Source organism: Paenarthrobacter sp. NPDC089322 (assembly GCF_040684895.1).
In the GTDB taxonomy this organism is placed as follows: domain Bacteria; phylum Actinomycetota; class Actinomycetes; order Actinomycetales; family Micrococcaceae; genus Arthrobacter.
In genome coordinates this window covers 141573-163125 of record NZ_JBFBGW010000003.1, presented here as the reverse complement: position 1 = coordinate 163125, position 21553 = coordinate 141573, and the positions used below count along the sequence as shown (strand labels likewise).

The 21553-nt window shown below is 62.7% G+C and carries 20 protein-coding genes; 9 read left to right on the top strand and 11 right to left on the bottom strand.

What is annotated here, in order from left to right:
* Window positions 1–42: 42 nt before the first annotated feature.
* The 3 genes from AB0N65_RS04725 to AB0N65_RS04715 are packed head-to-tail and all read right to left on the bottom strand — an operon-like array spanning window position 43 to window position 2533.
* Entirely contained in the window at window positions 43–471 is a 429-nt protein-coding gene (locus AB0N65_RS04725; RefSeq protein ID WP_364158373.1) for an HIT family protein, read from the bottom strand.
* Window positions 468–1634, bottom strand: a complete 1167-nt coding sequence (locus AB0N65_RS04720; RefSeq protein WP_364158370.1) for an NAD(P)-dependent alcohol dehydrogenase — start codon at window positions 1632–1634, stop codon at window positions 468–470. The genes AB0N65_RS04725 and AB0N65_RS04720 overlap by 4 nt, the downstream gene beginning before the upstream one ends.
* Window positions 1631–2533: a sulfurtransferase gene (locus tag AB0N65_RS04715; RefSeq protein WP_364158368.1), complete on the bottom strand. Its 903-nt coding sequence runs from the start codon at window positions 2531–2533 to the stop codon at window positions 1631–1633. Before AB0N65_RS04715 ends, AB0N65_RS04720 begins: the two co-directional genes overlap by 4 nt.
* Before the next feature lie 85 nt (window positions 2534–2618).
* Here AB0N65_RS04715 and AB0N65_RS04710 point away from each other — a divergent pair, with 85 nt between their 5' ends.
* A complete protein-coding gene (locus AB0N65_RS04710; protein ID WP_364158365.1) occupies window positions 2619–3701 on the top strand; it encodes a PLP-dependent cysteine synthase family protein in 1083 nt (360 codons plus the stop codon).
* Here the strand turns inward: AB0N65_RS04710 and AB0N65_RS04705 are convergent.
* Window positions 3698–4375: an MBL fold metallo-hydrolase gene (locus AB0N65_RS04705; RefSeq protein WP_364158362.1), complete on the bottom strand. Its 678-nt coding sequence runs from the start codon at window positions 4373–4375 to the stop codon at window positions 3698–3700. The genes AB0N65_RS04710 and AB0N65_RS04705 overlap by 4 nt on opposite strands.
* Window positions 4376–4469: 94 nt before the next feature.
* Here AB0N65_RS04705 and AB0N65_RS04700 point away from each other — a divergent pair, with 94 nt between their 5' ends.
* Window positions 4470–4937 (top strand): Fur family transcriptional regulator, encoded by a 468-nt coding sequence (locus AB0N65_RS04700; protein ID WP_364158855.1) that lies wholly within the window; start codon window positions 4470–4472, stop codon window positions 4935–4937.
* Between the two features lie 38 nt (window positions 4938–4975).
* On the opposite strand, the gene AB0N65_RS04695 is transcribed toward AB0N65_RS04700, so the two are convergent.
* From AB0N65_RS04695 to AB0N65_RS04675, 5 genes are all read right to left on the bottom strand, one after another.
* Complete coding sequence (locus tag AB0N65_RS04695) at window positions 4976–5866, bottom strand: metal ABC transporter permease (RefSeq protein ID WP_364158358.1); 891 nt, start codon at window positions 5864–5866, stop codon at window positions 4976–4978.
* Entirely contained in the window at window positions 5867–6682 is an 816-nt protein-coding gene (locus AB0N65_RS04690; protein ID WP_364158356.1) for a metal ABC transporter ATP-binding protein, read from the bottom strand.
* Window positions 6683–6837: 155 nt separating this feature from the next.
* Complete coding sequence (locus tag AB0N65_RS04685) at window positions 6838–7854, bottom strand: zinc ABC transporter substrate-binding protein (RefSeq protein WP_364158353.1); 1017 nt, start codon at window positions 7852–7854, stop codon at window positions 6838–6840.
* Between the two features lie 105 nt (window positions 7855–7959).
* Window positions 7960–9030, bottom strand: coding sequence for a hemolysin family protein (locus tag AB0N65_RS04680; RefSeq protein WP_364158351.1), 1071 nt, complete (start codon window positions 9028–9030; stop codon window positions 7960–7962).
* Window positions 9027–10379 (bottom strand): hemolysin family protein, encoded by a 1353-nt coding sequence (locus tag AB0N65_RS04675; protein WP_364158349.1) that lies wholly within the window; start codon window positions 10377–10379, stop codon window positions 9027–9029. The genes AB0N65_RS04680 and AB0N65_RS04675 overlap by 4 nt, the downstream gene beginning before the upstream one ends.
* A gap of 504 nt (window positions 10380–10883) precedes the next feature.
* Here AB0N65_RS04675 and AB0N65_RS04670 point away from each other — a divergent pair.
* The 4 genes from AB0N65_RS04670 (at window position 10884) to AB0N65_RS04655 (ending at window position 16999) form a co-directional block, all read left to right on the top strand.
* Complete coding sequence (locus AB0N65_RS04670) at window positions 10884–14696, top strand: multifunctional oxoglutarate decarboxylase/oxoglutarate dehydrogenase thiamine pyrophosphate-binding subunit/dihydrolipoyllysine-residue succinyltransferase subunit (RefSeq protein WP_364158347.1); 3813 nt, start codon at window positions 10884–10886, stop codon at window positions 14694–14696.
* A gap of 139 nt (window positions 14697–14835) precedes the next feature.
* On the top strand, window positions 14836–15435 hold the full coding sequence (locus AB0N65_RS04665; protein WP_364158345.1) for a GDSL-type esterase/lipase family protein: 600 nt from the start codon (window positions 14836–14838) through the stop codon (window positions 15433–15435).
* A 101-nt stretch (window positions 15436–15536) separates the two neighbouring features.
* Window positions 15537–16385, top strand: a complete 849-nt coding sequence (locus AB0N65_RS04660; protein WP_364158343.1) for a DUF4097 family beta strand repeat-containing protein — start codon at window positions 15537–15539, stop codon at window positions 16383–16385.
* Window positions 16385–16999, top strand: a complete 615-nt coding sequence (locus tag AB0N65_RS04655; RefSeq protein WP_364158340.1) for a PadR family transcriptional regulator — start codon at window positions 16385–16387, stop codon at window positions 16997–16999. Before AB0N65_RS04660 ends, AB0N65_RS04655 begins: the two co-directional genes overlap by 1 nt.
* Window positions 17000–17262: 263 nt before the next feature.
* Here AB0N65_RS04655 and rsrA read toward each other — a convergent pair whose 3' ends face one another.
* Both rsrA and AB0N65_RS04645 read right to left on the bottom strand, forming a co-directional pair.
* A complete protein-coding gene (gene rsrA, locus AB0N65_RS04650) occupies window positions 17263–17523 on the bottom strand; it encodes a mycothiol system anti-sigma-R factor (RefSeq protein ID WP_364158337.1) in 261 nt (86 codons plus the stop codon).
* Window positions 17520–18239, bottom strand: a complete 720-nt coding sequence (locus AB0N65_RS04645) for a sigma-70 family RNA polymerase sigma factor (RefSeq protein WP_364158334.1) — start codon at window positions 18237–18239, stop codon at window positions 17520–17522. The genes rsrA and AB0N65_RS04645 overlap by 4 nt, the downstream gene beginning before the upstream one ends.
* 270 nt (window positions 18240–18509) lie before the next feature.
* On the opposite strand from AB0N65_RS04645, the gene AB0N65_RS04640 reads away from it, so the two are divergent.
* From AB0N65_RS04640 to AB0N65_RS04630, 3 genes are read left to right on the top strand one after another with little or no spacing between them, the layout of a single operon-like run.
* Window positions 18510–19025 (top strand): DoxX family membrane protein, encoded by a 516-nt coding sequence (locus AB0N65_RS04640; RefSeq protein WP_364158331.1) that lies wholly within the window; start codon window positions 18510–18512, stop codon window positions 19023–19025.
* Window positions 19026–19031: 6 nt separating this feature from the next.
* Window positions 19032–20405 (top strand): 3-phosphoshikimate 1-carboxyvinyltransferase, encoded by a 1374-nt coding sequence (gene aroA / locus AB0N65_RS04635; RefSeq protein ID WP_364158328.1) that lies wholly within the window; start codon window positions 19032–19034, stop codon window positions 20403–20405.
* A gap of 2 nt (window positions 20406–20407) precedes the next feature.
* Window positions 20408–21523: a ribosome small subunit-dependent GTPase A gene (locus tag AB0N65_RS04630; RefSeq protein ID WP_364158325.1), complete on the top strand. Its 1116-nt coding sequence runs from the start codon at window positions 20408–20410 to the stop codon at window positions 21521–21523.
* Window positions 21524–21553 lie beyond the last annotated feature (30 nt).

Sequence of the window (21553 nt, the reverse complement as noted above, 5' to 3'; positions counted from 1 at the left end):
GGCGGTGCTGATGAAGCACCGCCGGGTTAACTCATGAAACGACTAGTCCTCGGGCACAAACGCAGCATGGCCGGCAGACCTCAAAGCTGCCCGCAGCTTGACGGCCGTGGCATCCATGACTGCGGGGTCCGGGTTACGGTCCACGTTGTGCACTTCGAAATCCGCCAGGGAGTAGGCCGGCCACACATGCACGTGCAGGTGGTCCACTTCGAATCCTTCCATCAGTACGCCGACCCTCTTGGCCGCGAAGAGCTCTTCCTGGACCTTGCCGATGCGCTGTGCGACGTCCATGACCTTGGCCAGCAATTCCGGGCTGGCGTGCGTCCACGAGTCGACTTCCTCACGTGGTACCACCAAGGTGTGTCCTGGAGTAATAGGGGCGATCGTCAGGAAGGCCACGACGTCGTCGTCCTTCCAGACGAAGCGGCCGGGGATCTCCCCGTTGATGATCCTGGTGAACAGCGTGCTCATGCGTCTGCCCTTTCTGACGGTTCCTGAAGTGTGGAGGTGTCCAACACGAATCGGTACTTGACGTCGCCCGCCACCATGCGGTCATACGCTTCGTTCAGCTGATCCGCACTGACCACCTCGACGTCGCTGGTCACTCCATGCTCCGCGCAGAAGTCCAGCATTTCCTGCGTTTCCTCGATCCCGCCAATCAGCGAGCCGGCATACGCCAGCCGGCGACGGATAAGCAGCCCGGGGCTGACGGGAGGCATGTCCTCCGCGGGAAGCCCCAACTGGAACAGCGCTCCGTCGAGACGGAGTGTCCGGAAGTAGGGGTTGAGGTCGTGCGGCGCCGCAACAGTGTCAATAATGATGTCGATGCTGCGGTTCGCGGCCTCCATGGCCTCCGGGTCCTTGGACAGCACCACGTGGTCGGCACCAAGTTCGCGCGCAGCGTCGAACTTGGACTCGGACGTGGTGAAGACCGTGACGTCGGCGCCCATGGCCTTGGCTATTTTGACCGCCATATGCCCCAGGCCGCCGAGCCCCACGACCCCTACGGAATCGCCGTCCTCGACCTCGAAGTACCGCAACGGCGAGTAGGTTGTGATGCCGGCGCACAACAGCGGCGCTGCAGCAGCAGCGTCCAGGGTTTCCGGGACACGAAGAACGAAGCGGCGGTCAACGACTACCGACGTCGAGTAGCCGCCCTGCGTGATCGCGTCGCCGTTACGCGGGTCCTTGGCCCCATACGTGCCAATGTTCCCGCGCTCGCAGTACTGCTCCAGGCCTTCAAGGCAGCTTTCGCATTCCCGGCAGGAGTCCACCAGGCAGCCAACTCCCACCCGGTCCCCGGGGCTGAAAGTTTTCACGCCGGCACCTACGCGGGTTACCCGGCCGACGATCTCGTGCCCGGGAACCAATGGGTAGGGAGGCAAGCGCCACTCCCCACGGGTTGCATGGACGTCCGAGTGGCACAGTCCGCAAAATTCGATGGCGATCTCTACGTCGTCCTCTTTGGGTGCACGTCGCGCCACCGTCAGGGGCTGCAAGCCGCTGTCCGGGGATGTCGCACCGTACGCGGCGGCAAGTGTGCCTGTGTCGGATTCTTCAGGCTTTTGGATGGTGGCGGGTTCGGCGGGGATCGGTTTGGCAAGGGGCGGGGGCACAGGGCGTCCGGGCGTCATGCTCTGACGCTACTCCCGGCAGCGGCGGTGGTGCCACTTGGGCCGTTTCCCGGACCTGCTTCGAACGGCTCGCTGCCCACCACCACGGGATTCCCCGCGGTGTTCGACCATTGCGAGAAGGAGCCCGGATAAAGGGCTGCGCGGTAACCAGCAAGTTCAAGTGCCACGATCTGGTGCGCAGCCGTGACACCGGAACCACAGTAGACGGCGACGTCGGCCGACTCCCCGACACCCAATTGAGCAAACCGTGCCCGAAGCTGCTCAGGCGGCAGGAAAAAACCGTCGCTGCTGACGTTTTCGGTAGTCGGCGCGCTGACGGCACCCGGTATGTGGCCTGCACGGGGATCCACGGGTTCAATTTCCCCGCGGTAGCGCTCCCCCGCCCGCGCATCCAACAAAATGCCGCGGCTATGCCATGCCCCGGCTTCCTTTTGGGTGATCGTTGGCAGATGTCCGTCGCCCAAGGTGACATCCCCGACGGCGGGACGCACCTCGCCTGCCTCCACGCGGTGACCCTCCGCCCGCCAGGCGGCCAGGCCGCCGTCGAGCAGGTGAACAGACCCAATCCCGGCGTTCCTCAGCATCCACCAAACCCGGGCGGCAGCCATGCTCCCGCTGTCGTCGTAAGCAACGATCGTGTCGCCGTTGTTGATGCCCCAACGTCGCGCCACCTCCTGGAACTTCTCACGGGAAGGCATCGGGTGCCTGCCCAGTTCCGGCCGCGCATGGTCTGCAAGTTCGTTGGGAAGATCGACAAACACAGCGCCGGGAAGATGGCCCGCCAGATATTGGTCGCGCCCGTCCGTGCGCCCCAACACCCAGCGGACATCCAGGATTACGGTGCGCTCCCCGGCCTCCAGGCGGCGGTGCAGTTCGGCTGCGTCCATCAGCGTTGCCATCAATTCTCCTTCGCTCGACCAGCGCAACTCCGCGCCCGGCTTCCAGCCTAGCCCGGGCCACCGGCACCGCCGGTAGGCTGGTCAGGTGAGCAATTCGTGTATCCAGGACAGGGCGTGGGCCAACGAGGCCATCCGAAAGATCGAAGCGGAAAACAACCGCTCGGCAGACACCCACCTCTACGCCGTTCCGCTGCCGGAGCATTGGGGCGTCCAACTGTACCTGAAGGACGAGTCGACGCACCGTTCCGGCAGCCTCAAACACCGCCTGGCCCGCTCCTTGTTCCTCTACGGACTGGTCAACGGCTGGATCACGGAGGGAACCACCATTGTGGAGGCCTCAAGCGGCAGCACAGCCGTGTCCGAAGCGTATTTCGCCCGCCTCATCGGTTTGCCGTTCATCGCGGTCATGACCAAAACCACCAGCCCGGAGAAGATCGCGCTCATTGAAGAGTTCGGCGGTGCGTGTCTTTTCGTCGACCACGCTTCCGAGGTGTACGCCGTAGCGGAAGCAACCGCAAGGACATCCGGCGGCTATTACATGGACCAGTTCACCTTCGCTGAGCGTGCCACCGATTGGCGGGGCAACAACAACATTGCCGAATCGATCTTCGAGCAACTGGCGCTTGAAGAACATCCGGTTCCCGACTGGATCGTGGTGGGTGCCGGAACCGGAGGGACCAGCGCAACCATTGGACGCTACCTGCGCTATAACCGGCACAGCACCTGCCTCGCGGTGGTTGATCCCGAGAACTCTGCGTTCTACCCGGCGTGGAAGGAAGGCAACGCAGAAGCTGCCACCGGACTTCCTTCGCGCATCGAAGGCATCGGCCGGCCGCGTGCCGAACCGAGCTTTGTCCCGGCAGTGATCGACCACATGATCCAGGTGCCGGACGCCGCGTCCGTGGCGGCGATGCGGCACCTGCGACGACTCACGGGACTGCACGCCGGCCCCTCCACCGGCACCAATCTGTGGGGCGTCTGGCAATTGGTGGCCGGCATGGTTTCGGAGGGACGGCAGGGCAGCATCGTTTCGTTGATGTGCGATGCCGGCGATCGTTACGCAGGCAGCTATAACAACGACGAATGGCTGGTTGCGAAAGGACTGGACCCGGCTCCATACGAGGTTGTCCTGGAACAATTCCACGAGACGGGCATCTGGACCGGCTAGACGTCTACGGACTCCCGGGGAGAGAGGCGCTCGTAGGTGGTGCCATAACGCGCACCAATCCGGGTGACGTGGCCCTCCACGATTCCGCGTCCAAGTTCATTGAGCAAGCCGTCGTGGACGGGAAATGCTTTGGGAGCACGCACGGAAATGACAAAGTCCACCACCTCGCCAACCTTGGACCAGGGCGCGTGGATGGGTACCAGAAGCGTACTGACCGTGATGCCGTCCGGAACCACGAACGAGTCACCCGGGTGGAAGACATTTGCATCCACGAGGTACCCGATGTTCGCCACCACCGGGATCTGGGCGTGGATTACTGCATGCTGGCCACCAAACGTCCGGACATGGAAGCCCGCAACCTCGAACTCAGACCCCGGTTCCACCGCATGGATCCGCCGTGCCACATCTTCTTCCCGGGCAGTTTCCTTCAGCGCAGCTTCCTTCAATGCGGTGGCTACACCGGCCGGAGCGTAAACCTGCAGGGAAGCGTCGCTGCGCAGCGCCGTAAGCACCGCCGGCCGATCTATGTGATCGTTATGCTCATGGGTAACCAGTACCGCATGGGCCCCGGCCAAGGCTTCCTCCGCCTCTGAGAAGGTTCCCGGATCAATCACCAGGACCCTTTGCGCTTTTTCGAGGCGGACACAGGCGTGCGTGTACTTGGTGAGCTTCATGCTGACAGCCTAGGGGCGGCCTCCGACAGTGTCCAAGCTTCCCCGGCTGGTAAAATTGGGGTTTGCCAGCGTCCCCAGGGAAGTGAGTTTGTCAATGCCACAGGGCACCAATTCCGCCACGACCGGCCCAGCCGCGCCGGCCACCAGCGGCGTCAAGGAGCAGCGCGTCACCAAGCAGCGCTTGGCTGTAAGCGCCGCCCTGGATGAATTGGACGACTTCGTCAGCACCCAGGAGTTGTACCGCCTGCTGCAGAACAAGGGCATTTCCGTGTCATTGGCCACGGCCTACCGCATTCTTCAATCCCTTGCCGACGATGGCCTGATTGACGTCCTGCGCAACGGTGAAGGCGAGGCCGTCTACCGCCGGTGTGCTGTCACGGGACACCACCACCACCTGCTGTGCCGCAACTGCGGAAAGGCGGTAGAGGTGGAGGCGCCCGCTGTAGAAACGTGGGCAGCCCGGACCGCGACGGACCACGGCTTCACCGAAGTCGCCCACACGGTGGAGATCTTCGGGCTGTGCCCGGAGTGCACTGCGAAGAAGGCTGCCGGAAAGCTCTAGGGTTTCCAGCGTCCTTCTTGGCCTTACGGGGGCTCCGGCTACAGGGCGCCCGCCGGCTGGTCCCGGGACACCCTGCCGTTGAGGCCACGGTTTGCCCTGATCCGCCCGATGATCCTGCATGCCACGTAAATAAGGAAGGACAACGTGGTGACGTAGGGGCTGATGGGAATGCGGCTGCCGAGCGCCAGCAGGATTCCGCCCACGGTCGCCGTCGTCGCAAACAGGACGCTCAACAGCACAACAAGCCGCGGTGACGTGGTGACCTTCAAGGCAGCAGCGGCCGGTGTAATCAGCAGTGCCAGGACCAGCAACGCGCCAACAATCTGGATGGAGAGGGCGACGCTGATGCCCAACAACACCATGAAGCCGATGGCCAACCCGCGGACGGGCACTCCCCGGGCCTCAGCCATCTCGGGATCCACGCTCGCGAAACTCAGCGGCCTCCAAATGGCGACCAGTGCGATCATCACTGCAACTGCCGTCCCGGCGAGGGCTTGCAGCTGGACGGTGTCGACGGACACGATCTGACCGGTCAACAAGCCGAACTTGTTGGCCGCGCGGCCTTCGTAAAGAGCAAGGAAGAGGATACCCAGGCCAAGGCCGAACGGCATGATCACACCGATGATGGAGTTCTTGTCCCGCGCCCGCACGCCCATGAATCCCAGCAGCACCGCCGCAGCCACGGAGCCCACCAGGGAACCGAAGATGATGTCTGCACCGATCAAAAGGGCAAAAGCCGCACCGGCAAAAGACAATTCCGAGATGCCGTGGACTGCGAAGGCGAGATCCCTTTTCATCACGAAAGTTCCTACCAGGCCTCCAAGCAGCCCCAGGACAGCTCCGGCCCAAATGGAGTTCTGGACCAGGACCAGCAATTCGCCGTAGTTTTCGAAGTTGAAAATGGTCTGCAGGATGCTCGCGAGGTCCATCTAGTATTCCTCCCCGGCGTTGGCGTGCGCATCGTCATGGAAGTGCGTGGTTGCGTCGGGCAAGCCGACGACGACGATCCTTCCGTTGGTGTGGATGACCTCAACATGGCTGTTGTACAGCTCGGAAAGAACTTCCGTGGTCATGACCTCCTGCGGCGTCCCCACCCGGAATTGCCCTCCGGCCAGGTAGAGGACGCGATCCACGTAGTCGATCACGGGGTTGATTTCGTGCGTCACGAACACCACCGCGCTGTTCTGGGCGTGGCACTGCTCGTTGATGAGCGAGCTGACGCCCTGTTGGTGATGCAGGTCGAGGGAAAGCAACGGCTCGTCACAGAGGAGCACCTCCGGTTCCGTGGCCAAAGCCTGTGCCACCCTGAGCCGTTGTTGCTCGCCGCCGGAGAGTTGCCCTATCGGTACTTTGGCGTAGTCGGAAGCACCCACGAGTTCAAGCAGTTCATCAATCCGCCTGTTGACCGTTCGGGACCCCAAGCGCATGCCCCAGCGGTGACCGTCAATGCCCAAGGCAACAAGGTCCCGGGCCCGCAGCGGGGTATCCGAGGCAAACGATTTTTGCTGTGGGATGTAACCGATCCGTTTACTTCCGCGTTCCACCGGGTGGCCGGCCAACGTCACCGTTCCGGAGTGCAGTTCCTGGAGTCCGAGGAGGACTTTGAGGAAGCTGGTCTTGCCGCTGCCGTTCGGGCCAAGAACAGCGAAGAACTCCCCCGGGTTGATGTCGAGATCGAGATTTCGCCACAGTGTCCTCTTGCCGAACTGCAGGCTCGCTCCGCGGAGGCTCACTACCGGTGTCAAAAGTTGTCCTCGATCCACGCACTGCCGTGCAGCGCGATTGTTTTCATGGCGCAGGGCTATGCGCCCATGGTGGCGGCAGGCAGAAGGCCCCGCAGCCACCCTCAATATCTTAGGACGCTGGCGGGGCCCTTCACTGCCAATGTGGTTTCAGAAAGCTACTTTGCGAGGGCTGCCGAGATGGATTCCACGTTCTCGGTCATCCATTGGACGTAGTCCTTGCCGTCCGGCAGCGTTTCGGTGAAGTTCACTACAGGGACGCCTGCGGTCTCTGCCGCTTTTTTGACAGACTCGGTCTGGGGTCCCTCGGTCTGCTCGTTGTAGGCGAGCAACCGCACGGTCTTGGCACTGACCAGGTCCGTGGTCTCCTTGAGGACAGAGGCAGGGACGTCCGTCCCTTCTTCGATGGCGGCACTGTAAGCCTCGGGCGTCTTGTTCTCCAGCCCCGCCGCTTCCAGCAGGTACAGCGGAACGGGCTCCGTAATGGCTACGGGCGCGTGCTCGTTGGCAGCCTTGACGGCGTCAAGCTTTCCCGTCAACTCACCCAACTTAGCCTTGAAGGCGTCAGCATTTGCCGTAAAGGTGGAAGCCGACGCGGCGTCAAGGCTGCCGAGCTTGCTTGCCACCGCATCCGCCAACTTGGTCATTGTCTCCAGGCTGTACCAAACGTGCTCATTGAACTCGCCATGGTTGTGGGTGTGGCCCTCTTCGGAGTGGGACTCCTCGCTATGGCTCTCTTCCTCCGGGGCGAGGCCGGAAACTTCGACGGCACTGATCATGTTGTCGTGGCCGACTTTCGTCTCGTCCGCGATCTTGTGGAGGAACTCGTCGTAGCCCCCACCGTTCTCCACAACGAGCTTGGCCTTGGAAATAACCAGCTTGTCCTGCGCGCTCGCTTCATAGGAGTGCGGGTCCTGGCTGGTCTTGGTGATGATGGCGCTGACGTTGACCTTATCCCCGCCAATGGCCTTGACTACATCCCCGTAGACGTTGGTGGACGTTACCACTTCGATCGCCGTTGACGATGAAGCAGTTGTCGAATTCCCGTTTCCGGCGCCGGCGGAACCGGAGCAGGAGGAAAGCAACAGGGCGGCAAGACCGGCAGAAGCGGCCAGGGACAGGCGGGCGGCGGGACGACGCACGGAGACCTCGGATCTACTCAAAATGAGAATCAAACACAATTACTGGGTGGCTCCAGTGTAGCCCTAAATGGGAATGATTCCTATTTAGGGCCGCTGGCGCCTGGCCTTACAGGGCAGGCGCCAGCTTTGGACCGTGGATCACACAGCCTGGGAACCGCCGTAGCGCCGGATTCCTGTGGCCTGCGTGGCGTCCCGGATTTCTCCTACCAACTGCTCAATGACGTCCTCAAGGAACAAGACTCCGGTGGTTGCTCCCCCAGGCCCCACCACGCGCGCCAAGTGCGAGCCGGTCCGCTGCATCACCGACAACGCCTGTTCTATCTCGTCCTCCGGGGAAAGGTTGGCCAGGGAACGGATACGCCCTTCGGCGATCGGGTGCTTTCGCCCCTCTTCAGGGATGGACAGGATGTCCTTGACGTGCAGGTATCCGGCGAGTTCGCCGTCGTCGTCCACCATGGGGAAACGCGAGAAGCCGGTGCGGCTGACCGCTTTTTCCACCTCCACGGGGGTGGATGCAGTCTTGAGCACCACCAACTTGTCCAACGGAACCATGATGCTTGAGGCTGTGTGTTCCGAGAACTCCAGAGCTCCGCTCAGCAGGCCGGCTTCGTCGTCCACCAGGCCATGGCGGGTGGACTCCTGGACGATGGACTGCACTTCCTCCAGGGTGAACGATGACGAAACCTCGTCCTTGGGCTCGATCTTCATCAGGCGCAGGATGTGGTTCGCAAGCCAGTTCAGGGTCCAGATCACCGGGTTCACCACACGGGAAATGAACACGAGTGGCGGTGCCAGAAGGAGTGCCGCCTTGTCTGCGACAGACACCGAAATGTTCTTCGGGACCATTTCGCCAAAGGTGACGTGCAGGAACGTGACAAACAACAGTGCGATCGCAAAAGCGATGACATCCGCCAATTCCACCGGCATTCCAACAGCCTCCAGCGGCTCAGCCAGGAGGTGGTGGATCGCAGGCTCTGCAACCTGGAGGATCAAGAGGGAACACACCGTGATGCCCAACTGCGCACACGCGAGCATCAAGGAGACGTTCTCCATGGCGCGCAGCGTTGTCTGCGCCCTCTTGGAGCCTTGCTCAGCCAGCGGTTCTATCTGGCTGCGGCGGGCGGACATGACGGCGAACTCGGCGCCAACGAAGAATGCGTTGCCGATCAGGAGGATCACCAACCAGACAATCCCTGCCCAGTCACTCATCGCGCACCTGCCTCGTGTCGGCCGTTGTCGTCATCTGCCAGCACGGCATCGGTCCCTGCAACGTGGTGGAAGCAGATCCGGTCGATCCTGCGTCCGTCCATCCTCGTTACTGTCAACGTGCCGCCCCCGGCATCCACGGTGTCCCCCACTTTGGCAATCCGGCCCAGCTTGCTCATGACGTACCCGCCCACGGTCTCGTAGGCCGATTCGTCAGGAACCACCAGGTTGGGAATCTGCTCGGACACTTCGTCCGGCCTCAGCAGGCCCGGGAAGAACCAGTCCCCGGACGCGCTCTGCAGCAGGCCCGGACGTACTTTGTCGTGCTCATCCGCCACCTCACCGACGATTTCTTCGACGAGGTCCTCCAAGGTCGTGATTCCCGCGGTGCCGCCATATTCGTCAAGCACGACGGCGAGCTGCAGGTTTCCCTCGCGGAGCGCGGATAGAAGGGCATCCAGGTGGATGGTCTCGGGGACGCGCAGCACGTCTGTCATGATGGCGCCGGCCTCGAGCTTTGCCCGGCGGTCCGAAGGAACGGCGACAGCCTTCTTGATATGGACGACGCCCCGGATATCGTCAGCCGAATCCCCGATGACAGGAAAACGCGAATAACCGGTCCGCCGCGCGGCGTCAAGGATATCGACCACCGGCTGGTCGGCGTCGATCGTTTCCATCCGGATACGTGGAGTCATCACGTCGGCGGCAGTGCGCCCGGAAAAGTTCAGGGTCCGGGCGACGAAGTTTGCGGTGCCGGGATCGAGGGTGCCCAGCTCCGCGGAGCGCCGCACCAAGGATGCCAGTTCAGCCGGGGTCCGGGCGCCGGAAATTTCCTCCTTTGCCTCAAGGCCGAACAAATTCAGGACCTTGTTCGAAAAGCCGTTGAGCACAATGATGGCCGGCTTGAAAACCGCGGTGAACAGCAACTGCGGACGTGCCAGGCGCCGCCCCAGGGGGAACGCCAACGCGATGGCCATGTTCTTGGGAACCAGCTCACCGATCAGCATCGATAGGAGCGTCGCAAGAACCATTGCGACAACCAGTGCCACGGAGTGTGCAACCTCTGGACCGAGGCCCAATAGTCCAAGCGGGCCCGAGAGGAGCTGGCCGACCGATGGTTCCATGACGAAACCGGTCAGCAGGGTGGTCAACGTAATACCAAGCTGGCAACTGGACAGCTGGGTGGAGAGGGACTTGAGGCATTTCAGCAGGGGCCGCGCAGCGTGGTCGCCGTCATCAACCGCCCGCTGAACGGTTGCCTGGTCCAAGGCAACCAGGGAAAACTCGACTGCTACAAAGAATCCGGTCCCCAGGATCAGGGCAAAACCGGCAAGGAGAAGAATCCATTCCATTTAGCGCGTTCCCCCAGGCTCAAGAGTTCTCAGTTCAGGAGCTCGCAATGGAGTGGTGGCCACAGATACGGGCGCTCGCCCCGGCGGAGGCTGGTCAGGTCCCTCAGACGCATGGTCTGCGGCACCACCGGCTTGGAACGCCGGCGCGTGATGGGCATGTGAACGGGTGTTGCCGGCTCGCGGGGCACGCTGTGCGGAGTGGCCAGTTCGGCTCCCCCGACAGTACCCAGGCCGGCACCTAGATTTACTGTCCATAAGGATTTCAGTCTACAGGGAGCCCGGCCGGAGCCCCTTCTGAGGCAGCAGTGCGCCGCGGGAAAATGACGCAGAGAAGCAATACGGGAGCCGCAACATGATTTAGGTCACCACTATTGGCAGTTAACCAACGATCCTAACTAGACTGGCAAAGGTCTGAGTTCGCGGGACCCGGACCCTGGCGCATTGTTGTGGAAAAGCAACCTTGGCCAGCGGGAAATCAACACTCATGGAAGAGGCGTATTTCAAGTGCCAGAGCAGCCCAGCCACCGTCTACCAGAGGAATTTGGCGGAAACGAGTGGCTCGTTGACGAACTGTACGAGCGGTACCAGCAGGACAAGAATTCGGTCGACGCCAAGTGGTGGCCGCTCTTCGAGTCTTTCGATACCGGTGACGGCACTTCTTCCAACGGAACCTCCGCAGCCCCGACGGCTGCCAATCCCCCCACCCAAGTACTTCCCGTGGTAGCTCCCGCTGCAGCGGCTCCGGCACCGGCGCCGGCCGCTCCCGCAGCTGCCCCGGCCGCTGCACCGGCCCCTGCTGCTGACGCGGCAGCCCAGGCCCCGGCGAAGAAAGCACCTGCCACGGTTGCCAAGGACGGAGCAAAGAAGCCCGCCGGCGGCAACGCAGCACAGCCGATTCCGGCCCAGCTCCCGAAGAGCACCAAGGCGCCCACCGCACCGGAAGAGGACGTCGTATCGGTCCTCCGCGGTCCGGCCAAGGCCATCGCCTCCAACATGGTGACCAGCCTCGAGGTCCCCACGGCCACGAGTGTACGGGCAGTCCCCGCCAAACTGCTGATCGACAACCGCGTGGTCATCAACTCCAACCTTGCCCGTGCCCGCGGTGGCAAGGTGTCCTTCACGCACCTTATCGGTTACGCCGTTGTCCGCGCGTTGTCGCAGTTCCCGTCAATGAATGTCTACTACGACGAAATCGACGGCAAGCCCAGCGCTGTCCAGCCTGCCCACGTCAACTTCGGCATCGCCATTGACATGCCCAAGCCCGATGGCACGCGCCTCCTGATGGTTCCCAACATCAAGAAGGCCGAGACCATGGACTTCGCCGAGTTCTGGCACACCTACGAGGACCTCATCAAGCGCGCCCGCAACGGTAAGCTGACTGCCGACGACCACGCCGGCACCACTGTTTCGCTGACCAACCCGGGCGGCATCGGCACGGTTCACTCCGTACCGCGCCTGTCCAAGGGCCAAGCCGCCATTATCGGGGTGGGAGCACTTGACTACCCCGCCGAGTTCCAGGGCGCGAGCGAGAAGATCATTGCCCAGAATGCCATCAGCAAGATCCTCACCCTGACCTCCACGTACGACCACCGTGTCATCCAGGGAGCCGGCAGCGGCGAGTTCCTCAAGCTCGTCCACCAACTGCTCCTCGGCGCGCAGAACTTCTACGACGAAATCTTCGAAGCCCTGCGCATTCCGTACGAGCCCGTCCGCTGGAGCCCCGACCTCCAGGTCGATCCCGCTGACGAGATCAACAAGGTGGCGCGGATCCAACAGCTGATCCACTCCTACCGCGTGCGCGGCCACCTCATGGCCGACACCGACCCCCTGGAGTACGTCCAGCGGAAGCACCCGGACCTCGACGTCCTCACCTATGGCCTCACGCTCTGGGACCTGGACCGCGAATGGCCCACGGGTGGGTTCGGCGGCAAGCCCCAGCTGAAGTTCCGTGACATCCTCGGCGTGCTGCGTGATGCTTACTGCCGCACCACAGGCATCGAGTACATGCACATCCAGGAGCCTGCGGAGCGCAAGTGGTTCCAGGACGAGCTTGAACACCCGTACTCCAAGCCAAGCCGTGAAGAGCAGCTGCGCATTGTGTCCAAGCTCAATGCAGCCGAGGCTTTCGAAACCTTCCTGCAGACCAAGTTCGTGGGACAGAAGCGCTTCTCCCTCGAGGGCGGCGAGTCGTTGATTCCGCTGCTCGATGCCGTGATCTCGGACGCAGCCGATGACGGCCTGGACGAAGTCGCAATCGGCATGGCCCACCGCGGCCGCCTCAACGTCCTGACGAACATCGCAGGCAAGACCTACGCACAGGTGTTCCGCGAATTCGAAGGAACCCAGGACCCCCGCTCGGTCCAGGGCTCCGGTGACGTCAAGTACCACCTCGGCACTGAAGGCACGTTCACGTCGGACAACGGCAAGCAGACCAAGGTGTACCTGGCCGCTAACCCGTCGCACCTTGAAGCTGTGGACTCCGTCCTGGAAGGCATCGTCCGCGCCAAGCAGGACCGCCTGGACCAGGGCGAATCCTTCCCCGTCCTGCCCATCATGGTGCACGGTGACGCCGCGTTTGCCGGCCAGGGTGTCGTGGCGGAAACCCTGAACCTTTCGCAGCTCCGTGGCTACCGCACCGGCGGTACGATCCACGTGATCGTCAACAACCAGGTCGGCTTCACCACGGCTCCTTCTTCTTCCCGTTCGTCCACGTACTCCACGGACGTTGCGAAGATGATCCAGGCACCGGTCTTCCACGTGAATGGTGACGACCCCGAGGCCGTGGTCCGCGTAGCGCAGCTCGCGTACCAGTTCCGCCAGCGCTTCCACAAGGATGTCGTCATCGACATGGTTTGCTACCGCCGCCGCGGGCACAACGAGGGCGACGACCCCTCGATGACGCAGCCATTGATGTACAACCTGATCGAAGCCAAGCGCTCGGTCCGTAAGCTGTACACGGAATCCCTGATTGGCCGTGGCGATATCACCGAGGAAGAAGCAGAGCAGCTGCTCCGCGACTACCAGGAACGCCTTGAGCGTGTCTTCGCCGAAACGCACGCAGCCCAGACGTCGCCGATCCCGATCATCACTGCGGACTCCGCAGCTGTTTCGGACATCGAACGGCCCATCGCCCAGCAGGCGGATTTCGGGACCAATTCCCCGACGTCCACGGCCATCTCGGCTGAAACCCTTGCGCGCATCGGCAAGGCCCACCTGGAGATCCCCGAGGGCTTCACGGTGCACTCCAAGCTCAAGCAGCTCCTCGAGAAGCGCGAGCAGATGTCCCGCGAAGGTGGAATCGACTGGGGCTTTGGCGAGATCGCAGCCTTCGGCTCGCTGATCATGGAGGGCGTCCCCGTCCGGCTCGCAGGCCAGGACTCCCGCCGCGGCACGTTTGTCCAGCGCCACGCCGTCTTCCACGACCGCGCCAACGGCAACGAATGGCTGCCCTTGGGCAACCTCTCGGACAATCAGGCCAAGCTGTGGATCTACGACTCCTTGCTGTCCGAATACGCGGCCATGGGCTTCGAATACGGCTACTCCGTGGAGCGTCCCGACGCCTTGGTGCTGTGGGAAGCCCAATTCGGCGACTTCGTCAACGGCGCGCAGACCATCATTGATGAGTTCATCTCCTCGGCTGAGCAAAAGTGGGGTCAGCGTTCTTCGCTCGTGCTCATGCTCCCGCATGGCTACGAAGGCCAGGGCCCGGACCACTCCTCGGCCCGTATTGAGCGCTTCCTCCAGCTGTGCGCCGAGGACAACATGATCGTGGCCAACCCCACGACGGCCGCTTCCCACTTCCACCTCTTGCGCCGTCAGGCCTACAGCCGCCCCCGCAAGCCGTTGATCATCTTCACGCCGAAGCAGCTGCTCCGTCTGAAGGGGGCCGCTTCCGCCGTCGAGGACTTCACCACGGGCGGCTTCAAGCCGGTCATCGGGGAACACGAACTGCAGCCTGCAACCGTGGACCGCGTCATCCTGGTTTCCGGTCGTTTGTACTACGACCTCCTGTCGAACCGTCAGAAGTCCGGCGACACGTCCACTGCGATTATCCGCGTGGAGCAGCTGTACCCGTTGCCGAAGGCCGAGATCGAGGCCGAGCTCGCCAAGTACCCGAACGCAGACATCGTTTGGGCGCAGGACGAGCCCGCCAACCAGGGTCCGTGGCCGTTCATGGGCCTGAACCTGGCTCCTGAGCTGGACCGCAAGGTCCGCCTGGTGTCGCGTCCGGCATCCGCGTCAACGGCCGCCGGGTCGATGAAGCGCCACGCAGCCGAGCAGGACACCCTGATCAAGCAGGCGTTCGAACGCAAGTAAAAACAAAACTGCCCGGCTGGAGGAGCGATGTCCGCGCCTCCAGCCGGGCAGTTCTGTTTAATGGGACAGATACCCGGTTCAAAGACCGGCGCTGATCCTGATGCCGTGCAAGGACCGTAACGAGTGTGAAGAGGTAACCGTGGAAGACAGGAAGCTGCGTATCGCAGCTGTTGGAGATGAATTGCTGGCGGGCTTGGGCGACCCCCGCGCATTGGGTTGGCTCGGACGCGTGCTGGCCCGGACCCCCCAGGACGCGGTCGTGGTGGAAAGCTTCTCACTCCCCTGCCCCATGGAAGGAACCGAGGGCCTCGCGTCACGATGGCAGGATGAAGCGAGCAGGCGTTTCAGTGAAACGCACGAGAACCGCCTGGTGATCGGCCTTTCCGGAAGGGATTTGGAGTTCGGCCTTTCCACCGCACGTAGCCGGCTGAACCTCGCGAACATCCTCGACGGCGCATCCCACAGCGGTGTTGAGGTCTTCGTGGTTGGTCCGCCGCCCACGTTGGATCCAGCCCGGAACAAACGCTTGGCTGAACTCAACACGGCCTTCGCCGATGTCACCACCCGTCGGAACCACCACTACGTCGACACCTTTTCGCCGTTGCTCAACCATGAGCAGTGGCGAACGGACCTCGCAGCAAACGGCGGAACACCCGGACAAGCCGGCTACGGACTCATTGCGTGGCTCGTACTGCACCGTGGCTGGTTCCAGTGGCTTAACATCGCCCAGCCCGAGTAACCGCAAGCTGAGAGAACCGCAGTCGGTGTGAGCTATTGCGCTTCCTCCGTTCGAGATATATCGTGTTTTCCATAACGCGATATATCGCAATTGGAGGGATCATGTCAGACGAACTCTGGACTGTAACAGGCCCACAAACCATTGACGTCGAGGACGTCCGCTCACTCAAGCTGGGAATCGTGAAGGGCCGTTTCGACGTCGTAACCCACGATGAACCTTTCGCCCGGATCGAAATCAGCGAGATCTCCGGCGACCCCCTCACCGTCACCTTGGTGGATGGGCGGCTTGAGATCCGCCATCAGCTCCAGGGGCCACAAGGGTGGTTCCGCAACCTGATGGGAACGGTTAACAACAGCAGCACCAACTCGGTGGTGGTCGGTGTCGCGCTGCCACCCGGCGTCGATGTCGAAGCAGGAACGGTGAGCGGCGACGGCATGGTTTCCCGAACCCACGGCCGCACGCGGCTGAACACCGTTTCCGGTTCGGTCATGGCTGATGCCACCAGCGGCGAACTCCACGTCAACACCGTCAGCGGTGAGGTCATCGCCAGAAACCACGACGGCGTCCTGACCGCCAAGAGCGTCTCAGGGGAAGTAACGGCGTCGGGCAAGTTCTCCAACATCCGCGCGACCACCGTGAGCGGCGACCTCAGCTTCGACCTGCACAGCTACACCAACGATTTTGGTGCCAACTCCGTCTCCGGCGACCTGACCATACGACTGCCGCACGATGTAGGCCTCGACATCGTGGCGAAATCGGCGAGTGGCACAGTAGTCATCGACGACCAGATGTACACCCAGCCCGGCAGCAACGTGCACACCATTGTGGGTCCTGACGAAAAGCTGATGCTGGTACGGACCAACACCGTTTCCGGCAAGACCTACATCATGCACGGGAGTGCTCCCACGGCTGATAACGGCCACCCGTTTCCCGGCGAAGCAGGTCTCTGATGCCTCCGGTCTTCGCCCATGGTGCACTGCGCCTCTACCTCCTGGCGCTGCTCGAATCCGGGCCAAAGCACGGGTACGAACTCATCAAAGCCTTGGGGGACCGCTTTGGGGGAACCTACTCCCCCAGCGCCGGAACCATCTATCCGCGGCTCCAAAAGCTGGAGGAAGAAGGCCTCGTGGCCACTGAGTTGGAAGGCAGGCGCACCAAGTACCTCGTCACGGACGCCGGCAGGGCGGAACTGGACAGGCGGCGCGAAGAGCTCGCCGACGTCGAAAACAATATCTCGGAGTCCGTGCGCCGACTGGCCGATAACTTGCGCAGCGACATCCGCACCAACATGCGCGGGCTGCGGGCCGACCTTGCTGCCACCGCGGAAGCCGCCCGCGCTCACGCAACGGCAGCCACCTTCCAGAGCCGGACGAAGGGCTACTCCGCCGAAGGCCAACGCATCCTCAAAGAGGCCGAACTCATGGTGCAGACCTTCAGGGACGACATCCGGGTCGAGTTGCGCCAGCACGGTGCAGCGCACGAGTTAACGCCGGTGACGCTCGAGACGGTGCGGGCCGTTTTGGACCAGGCCCGCATTTCCATCCGCAATTCGCTTCAGAATTGAGCACGGACCTTCCGGTTCGCGACCCAGCGGCTGAATGTGCGAAACTGGAGGGCAGCTCTATTGAGTATCGATCATTGAAGGAGGCCAGCTATGAGCAAGCGTGCACGTAAGCGTCGTGACCGCAAGCGCGGCGGCGCGAACCACGGCAAGCGTCCCAACACCTAAGCCAGCGGCTTAGCGTTCAAGGCTTAACAGCGAAGGCCCCGGAAACCATGCGGTTTCCGGGGCCTTTGGCGTCAAACGCCCGCTCGTGGGCAGCGGACCTAGGCGTCCACAGGCTTCATGGAGTGGATCCGGTCAAGAATCGACGTTTTGAGGTTCTCGGGCGCGGACTCCGTGCATGACCGCTTGACCATGGTTCTAATGAGGCACTCGAGGTCGTACTGCTCCGTGCACTCATCACAGGTGTCCAGGTGCTGCTTGATCTCGGTGAGGTCCTCGCGGGTCAAGGCGCCATCGAGGTACTCGTAGATCCGCTGCATCCGCGTATCGTCGCAATCGCCCAATCCCTGGCAGTCGCTCATTGCTCTTTCTCCTGATTGTTGCTCCCGGCCGTGGCCTGGTCTTCGGTCTGGGCCCTGAAGCCCCGTTCTGCGGCGTAGTCCGCCAGCATGTCCCGCAGCATCTTCCTGCCGCGGTGAAGCCGCGACATAACCGTGCCGATCGGGGTGTTCATGATCTCGGAAATTTGCTTGTAGGCATATCCTTCGACGTCCGCGAAGTAAACCGCCAACCTGAATTCCTCCGGAATGGCCTGCAAGGCGTTCTTGACGTCAGAGTCCGGCAAGTGGTCCAAGGCCTCGGCCTCAGCCGAACGGAGCCCCGACGATGTGTGTGACTCGGCCTTGGCCAACTGCCAGTCCTCGATGGTGTCGGAATTGGACTGCAGCGGCTCGCGCTGGCGCTTCCGATAGAGGTTGATGTAGGTATTCGTCAGGATCCTGTACAGCCACGCCTTCAGGTTTGTCCCCGGCTTGTACTGGTGGAAGGCCGAAAACGCTTTGGTATACGCCTCTTGGACGAGGTCTTCAGCATCCGAGGGATTCCGGGCCATCCTCATTGCAGCCGAGTACAGCTGATCCACATACTGCATTGCGTCACGCTCGAAGCGTTCCCGCCGCTGTTCGGCAGTTTCCGTTGTGACATCGACGTCGATGCCCGCGCCGGCAGCACTGTCTTCTTCAGGGGACAGGCCGGTTGCCTCGTATATGGCCGCTGTGGGCGGTTCAATGGTGCTCATCGTTGCCAAGTCTACTGTCAGTTTCCGGGAATCCGGCTGCGCCGGAAGCCCTGGCTCCAGTAGACCAACACGGTCCCTTACCAAGGTCAAAAAACCAACTCCGTTCAGCACTGCGGCAACACCATGCCGCGGCCCGGTCTTCACCGCGCCTGATGTTCACAACTGCGGGCGCTGGGTAAATATTCCGCAAAGGTGCAAGACTAGAGCAGACTGCACCCCTTGAACACAACACTCATTGACTATTGTGGCAAGCCATCCAGGAGGCAAGACATGTCTGTTATCCGTTTCCTCGCACGACCAATGCTCGCGACCAGCTTCGTTGTTGCAGGTTTGGACAAGCTCAAGAATGCGGACGACACTGCGAAGCAACTGTCCCCCGTGCTCCGCCGCGCCTCGGAATCCCTTCCGTTCCCGGCAGACGAGAAGGTCCTCGCGCGGGTCATCGGCGGCGCGCAACTGGGTGCAGGAGCCCTCCTTGGCCTGGGAAAGATGTCCCGCTTTGCTGCTACTGTGCTGGCCCTGACCTCGGCTTTGAACTCCTATGTTGAATGGCGGTCGGCGGACATCAGCACCAAGGAAGGCCGGGCAGCCAGGCGCGCGCAGCTCCTCCGGAACATCTCGTTGACGGGCGGAGTGTTGCTTGCCGCCGTGGATACGGCCGGCCGCCCCAGCCTGGCTTGGCGCGCCGAGCACCTGGCGGCTGACGCCAGGAAGGCGACGGGCAAGCAGATCAAGCGCGCCGACAAAGCAGTACGCAAGGCCGTAGACACAGCAGTTGGAGCATAAGGAAGCATGACAGGTACCACCGCCGCCAGCACGGACTCAATGAACAGCAGCAAGGCACTGCCGCTGTGGCCGGCCCCCCACGCAAAGTCCCCGATAGACGCCACAGTGACGGTGCCCGGGTCCAAGTCCCTCACCAACCGTTTCCTGGTGCTCGCGGCATTGGCCGACGGCCCCTCGCGCCTCCGCGCTCCCCTGCACTCACGCGACTCCGCATTGATGGTCCAAGCCCTCCGTCAATTGGGCGCCACCGTGACGGAGGTACCCGGTGACGGTACATTTGGCCCGGACCTTGAGATCACTCCACTGGACCCGGCGGCGCAGACAGCAGAAACAGCCATCGACTGCGGCCTTGCGGGAACAGTGATGCGCTTCGTCCCGCCGCTGGCCGCGTTGCGCAATGGTTCCACGCTCTTCGACGGCGACCCGCATGCCCGCAAGCGGCCCATGGGAACCATCATTGAGGCGCTGATTGCCCTCGGGGTGCCGGTCGCCAGCGAAGGCGGCAGGACGCCGTCGGCCCTTCCGTTCACAGTGGACGGAACCGGGGAGGTCCGGGGCGGCCACCTGGTCATCGACGCCAGCGCGTCATCGCAGTTCGTCTCGGCCCTCCTCCTGGTGGGCGCGCGTTTCACTGAGGGGCTGCACCTTGAACACGTCGGTAAGCCCGTCCCGAGCCTGGACCACATCAATATGACGGTGGCCGTCCTCCGCAGCGTTGGCGTCACCGTGGACGATTCCGTGCCGAACCATTGGCGGGTTGCGCCGGGTCCGATCCGCGCTTTCGACCAGAGGATAGAGCAGGACCTCTCCAACGCGGGCCCGTTCCTTGCCGCCGCGCTCGCGACGGGCGGAACTGTAAGGATCCCCAATTGGCCCACCGGGACCACCCAGGTCGGCGATCTCTGGCGCACCATCCTCGCTGCGATGGGTGCCACAGTGACCTTGGAGAACGGCACCCTCACAGTCACCGGCGGTCCGGAGATCAAAGGCGCGGATTTCGATGAGACCAGTGAGCTTGCCCCCACCGTGGCGGCGCTGTGTGCATTGGCAAACGGGCCTTCCCGGCTAACGGGCATCGCACACCTCCGGGGCCACGAAACAGACCGGTTGGCTGCATTGGTCGCCGAGATCAACGGGCTTGGTGGCAACGTTGAGGAGACCGCGGATGGTTTGATCATCCGTCCTGCCACGCTCCACGCCGGAGTCTTCCACAGCTACGCGGACCACCGTATGGCCACGGCCGGCGCCATCCTGGGGCTCGCCGTCGAAGGAGTCCAGGTGGAGGACATCGCCACGACATCCAAGACCATGCCCGAATTCCCGCGGATGTGGGAAGCAATGCTCGAGCAGTCCCGGGACACCGACGAGGCCAGCAGCTGACCATGGGCCGCGACGCACGTTCCTGGGACGAATCCGACGTCCGGATCCGTCCCAACAAAAAGGGTTCAAGGCCCCGTACCAAGGACCGGCCAAGCCACGATGACGCCGTCATCGGCAGGATCATCACCGTGGACCGCGGACGTTACACCGCGATTGTGGATGAGGACTCCGCCAACGAGCGCATCGTCATTGCGGCCCGTGCGCGTGAGTTACGGAGGAGCCCCGTGGTCCCCGGTGACTTCGTTGCCTTGGTCGGCGACGTCTCCGGCGGGCCGGACACACTTGCCAGGCTGGTCCGCGTTGAGGAACGCAAGACCCTTCTTCGCCGCAGCGCCGACGACACCGATCCCATCGAAAGGGTGGTGGTGGCCAACGCAGACCAACTCGTTGTGGTGGTCGCCGCCGCCAACCCGGAACCGCGTACCGGTTTTATCGACCGCGCCTTGGTGGCAGCTTACGACGCCGGTATCGAGCCACTGCTGCTCGTCACCAAAGCGGACGTCAGGGATCCCGCTGAGTTGTTGTCGAATTACCTCAGCCTGGACTTCCCGGTGATCATCAGCCGCACGGCCGACGCTGAAGCCTCCGGAATCGATGCCCGCTCGGATGATGGACTTTCCGCCCGTCTCGACAGCGACGCCGTATCGCGGTTGCGGGCACACCTGGACGGGAAAGTAACCGTCATGTTGGGCCACTCCGGCGTCGGAAAGTCGACCATGGTGAACGCGTTGACAGGTGCCGAGCGCGCCACGGGCGGGGTCAACGCAGTGACGGGCCGCGGTCGGCATACATCATCATCGGCCCTGGCACTGAAACTGGCCGATGCCCCATCCGGCAGTTGGATCATCGACACCCCGGGCATCCGCTCCTTTGGATTGGCCCACGTGGATCCCGACCGTATCCTGCATTCCTTCCCGGACCTCGAGCCGGGTACGGAAGCCTGCGAGCGGGGCTGCAAGCATGACGCCGGTGCCGTCAACTGCGGCCTGGACGCGTGGGTCACCGAGGGTCATGCCGGCCCGTCAGGCGTAGCCCGCCTGTCCTCGCTGCGCAGGCTGCTCGGAGCCGACCCGCGGCTGGAAGCCAAAGAGACCAAAGAACTGGGCACAGTCAACTAGACGACCCATCTTCACGTCCCCGTGCACAGA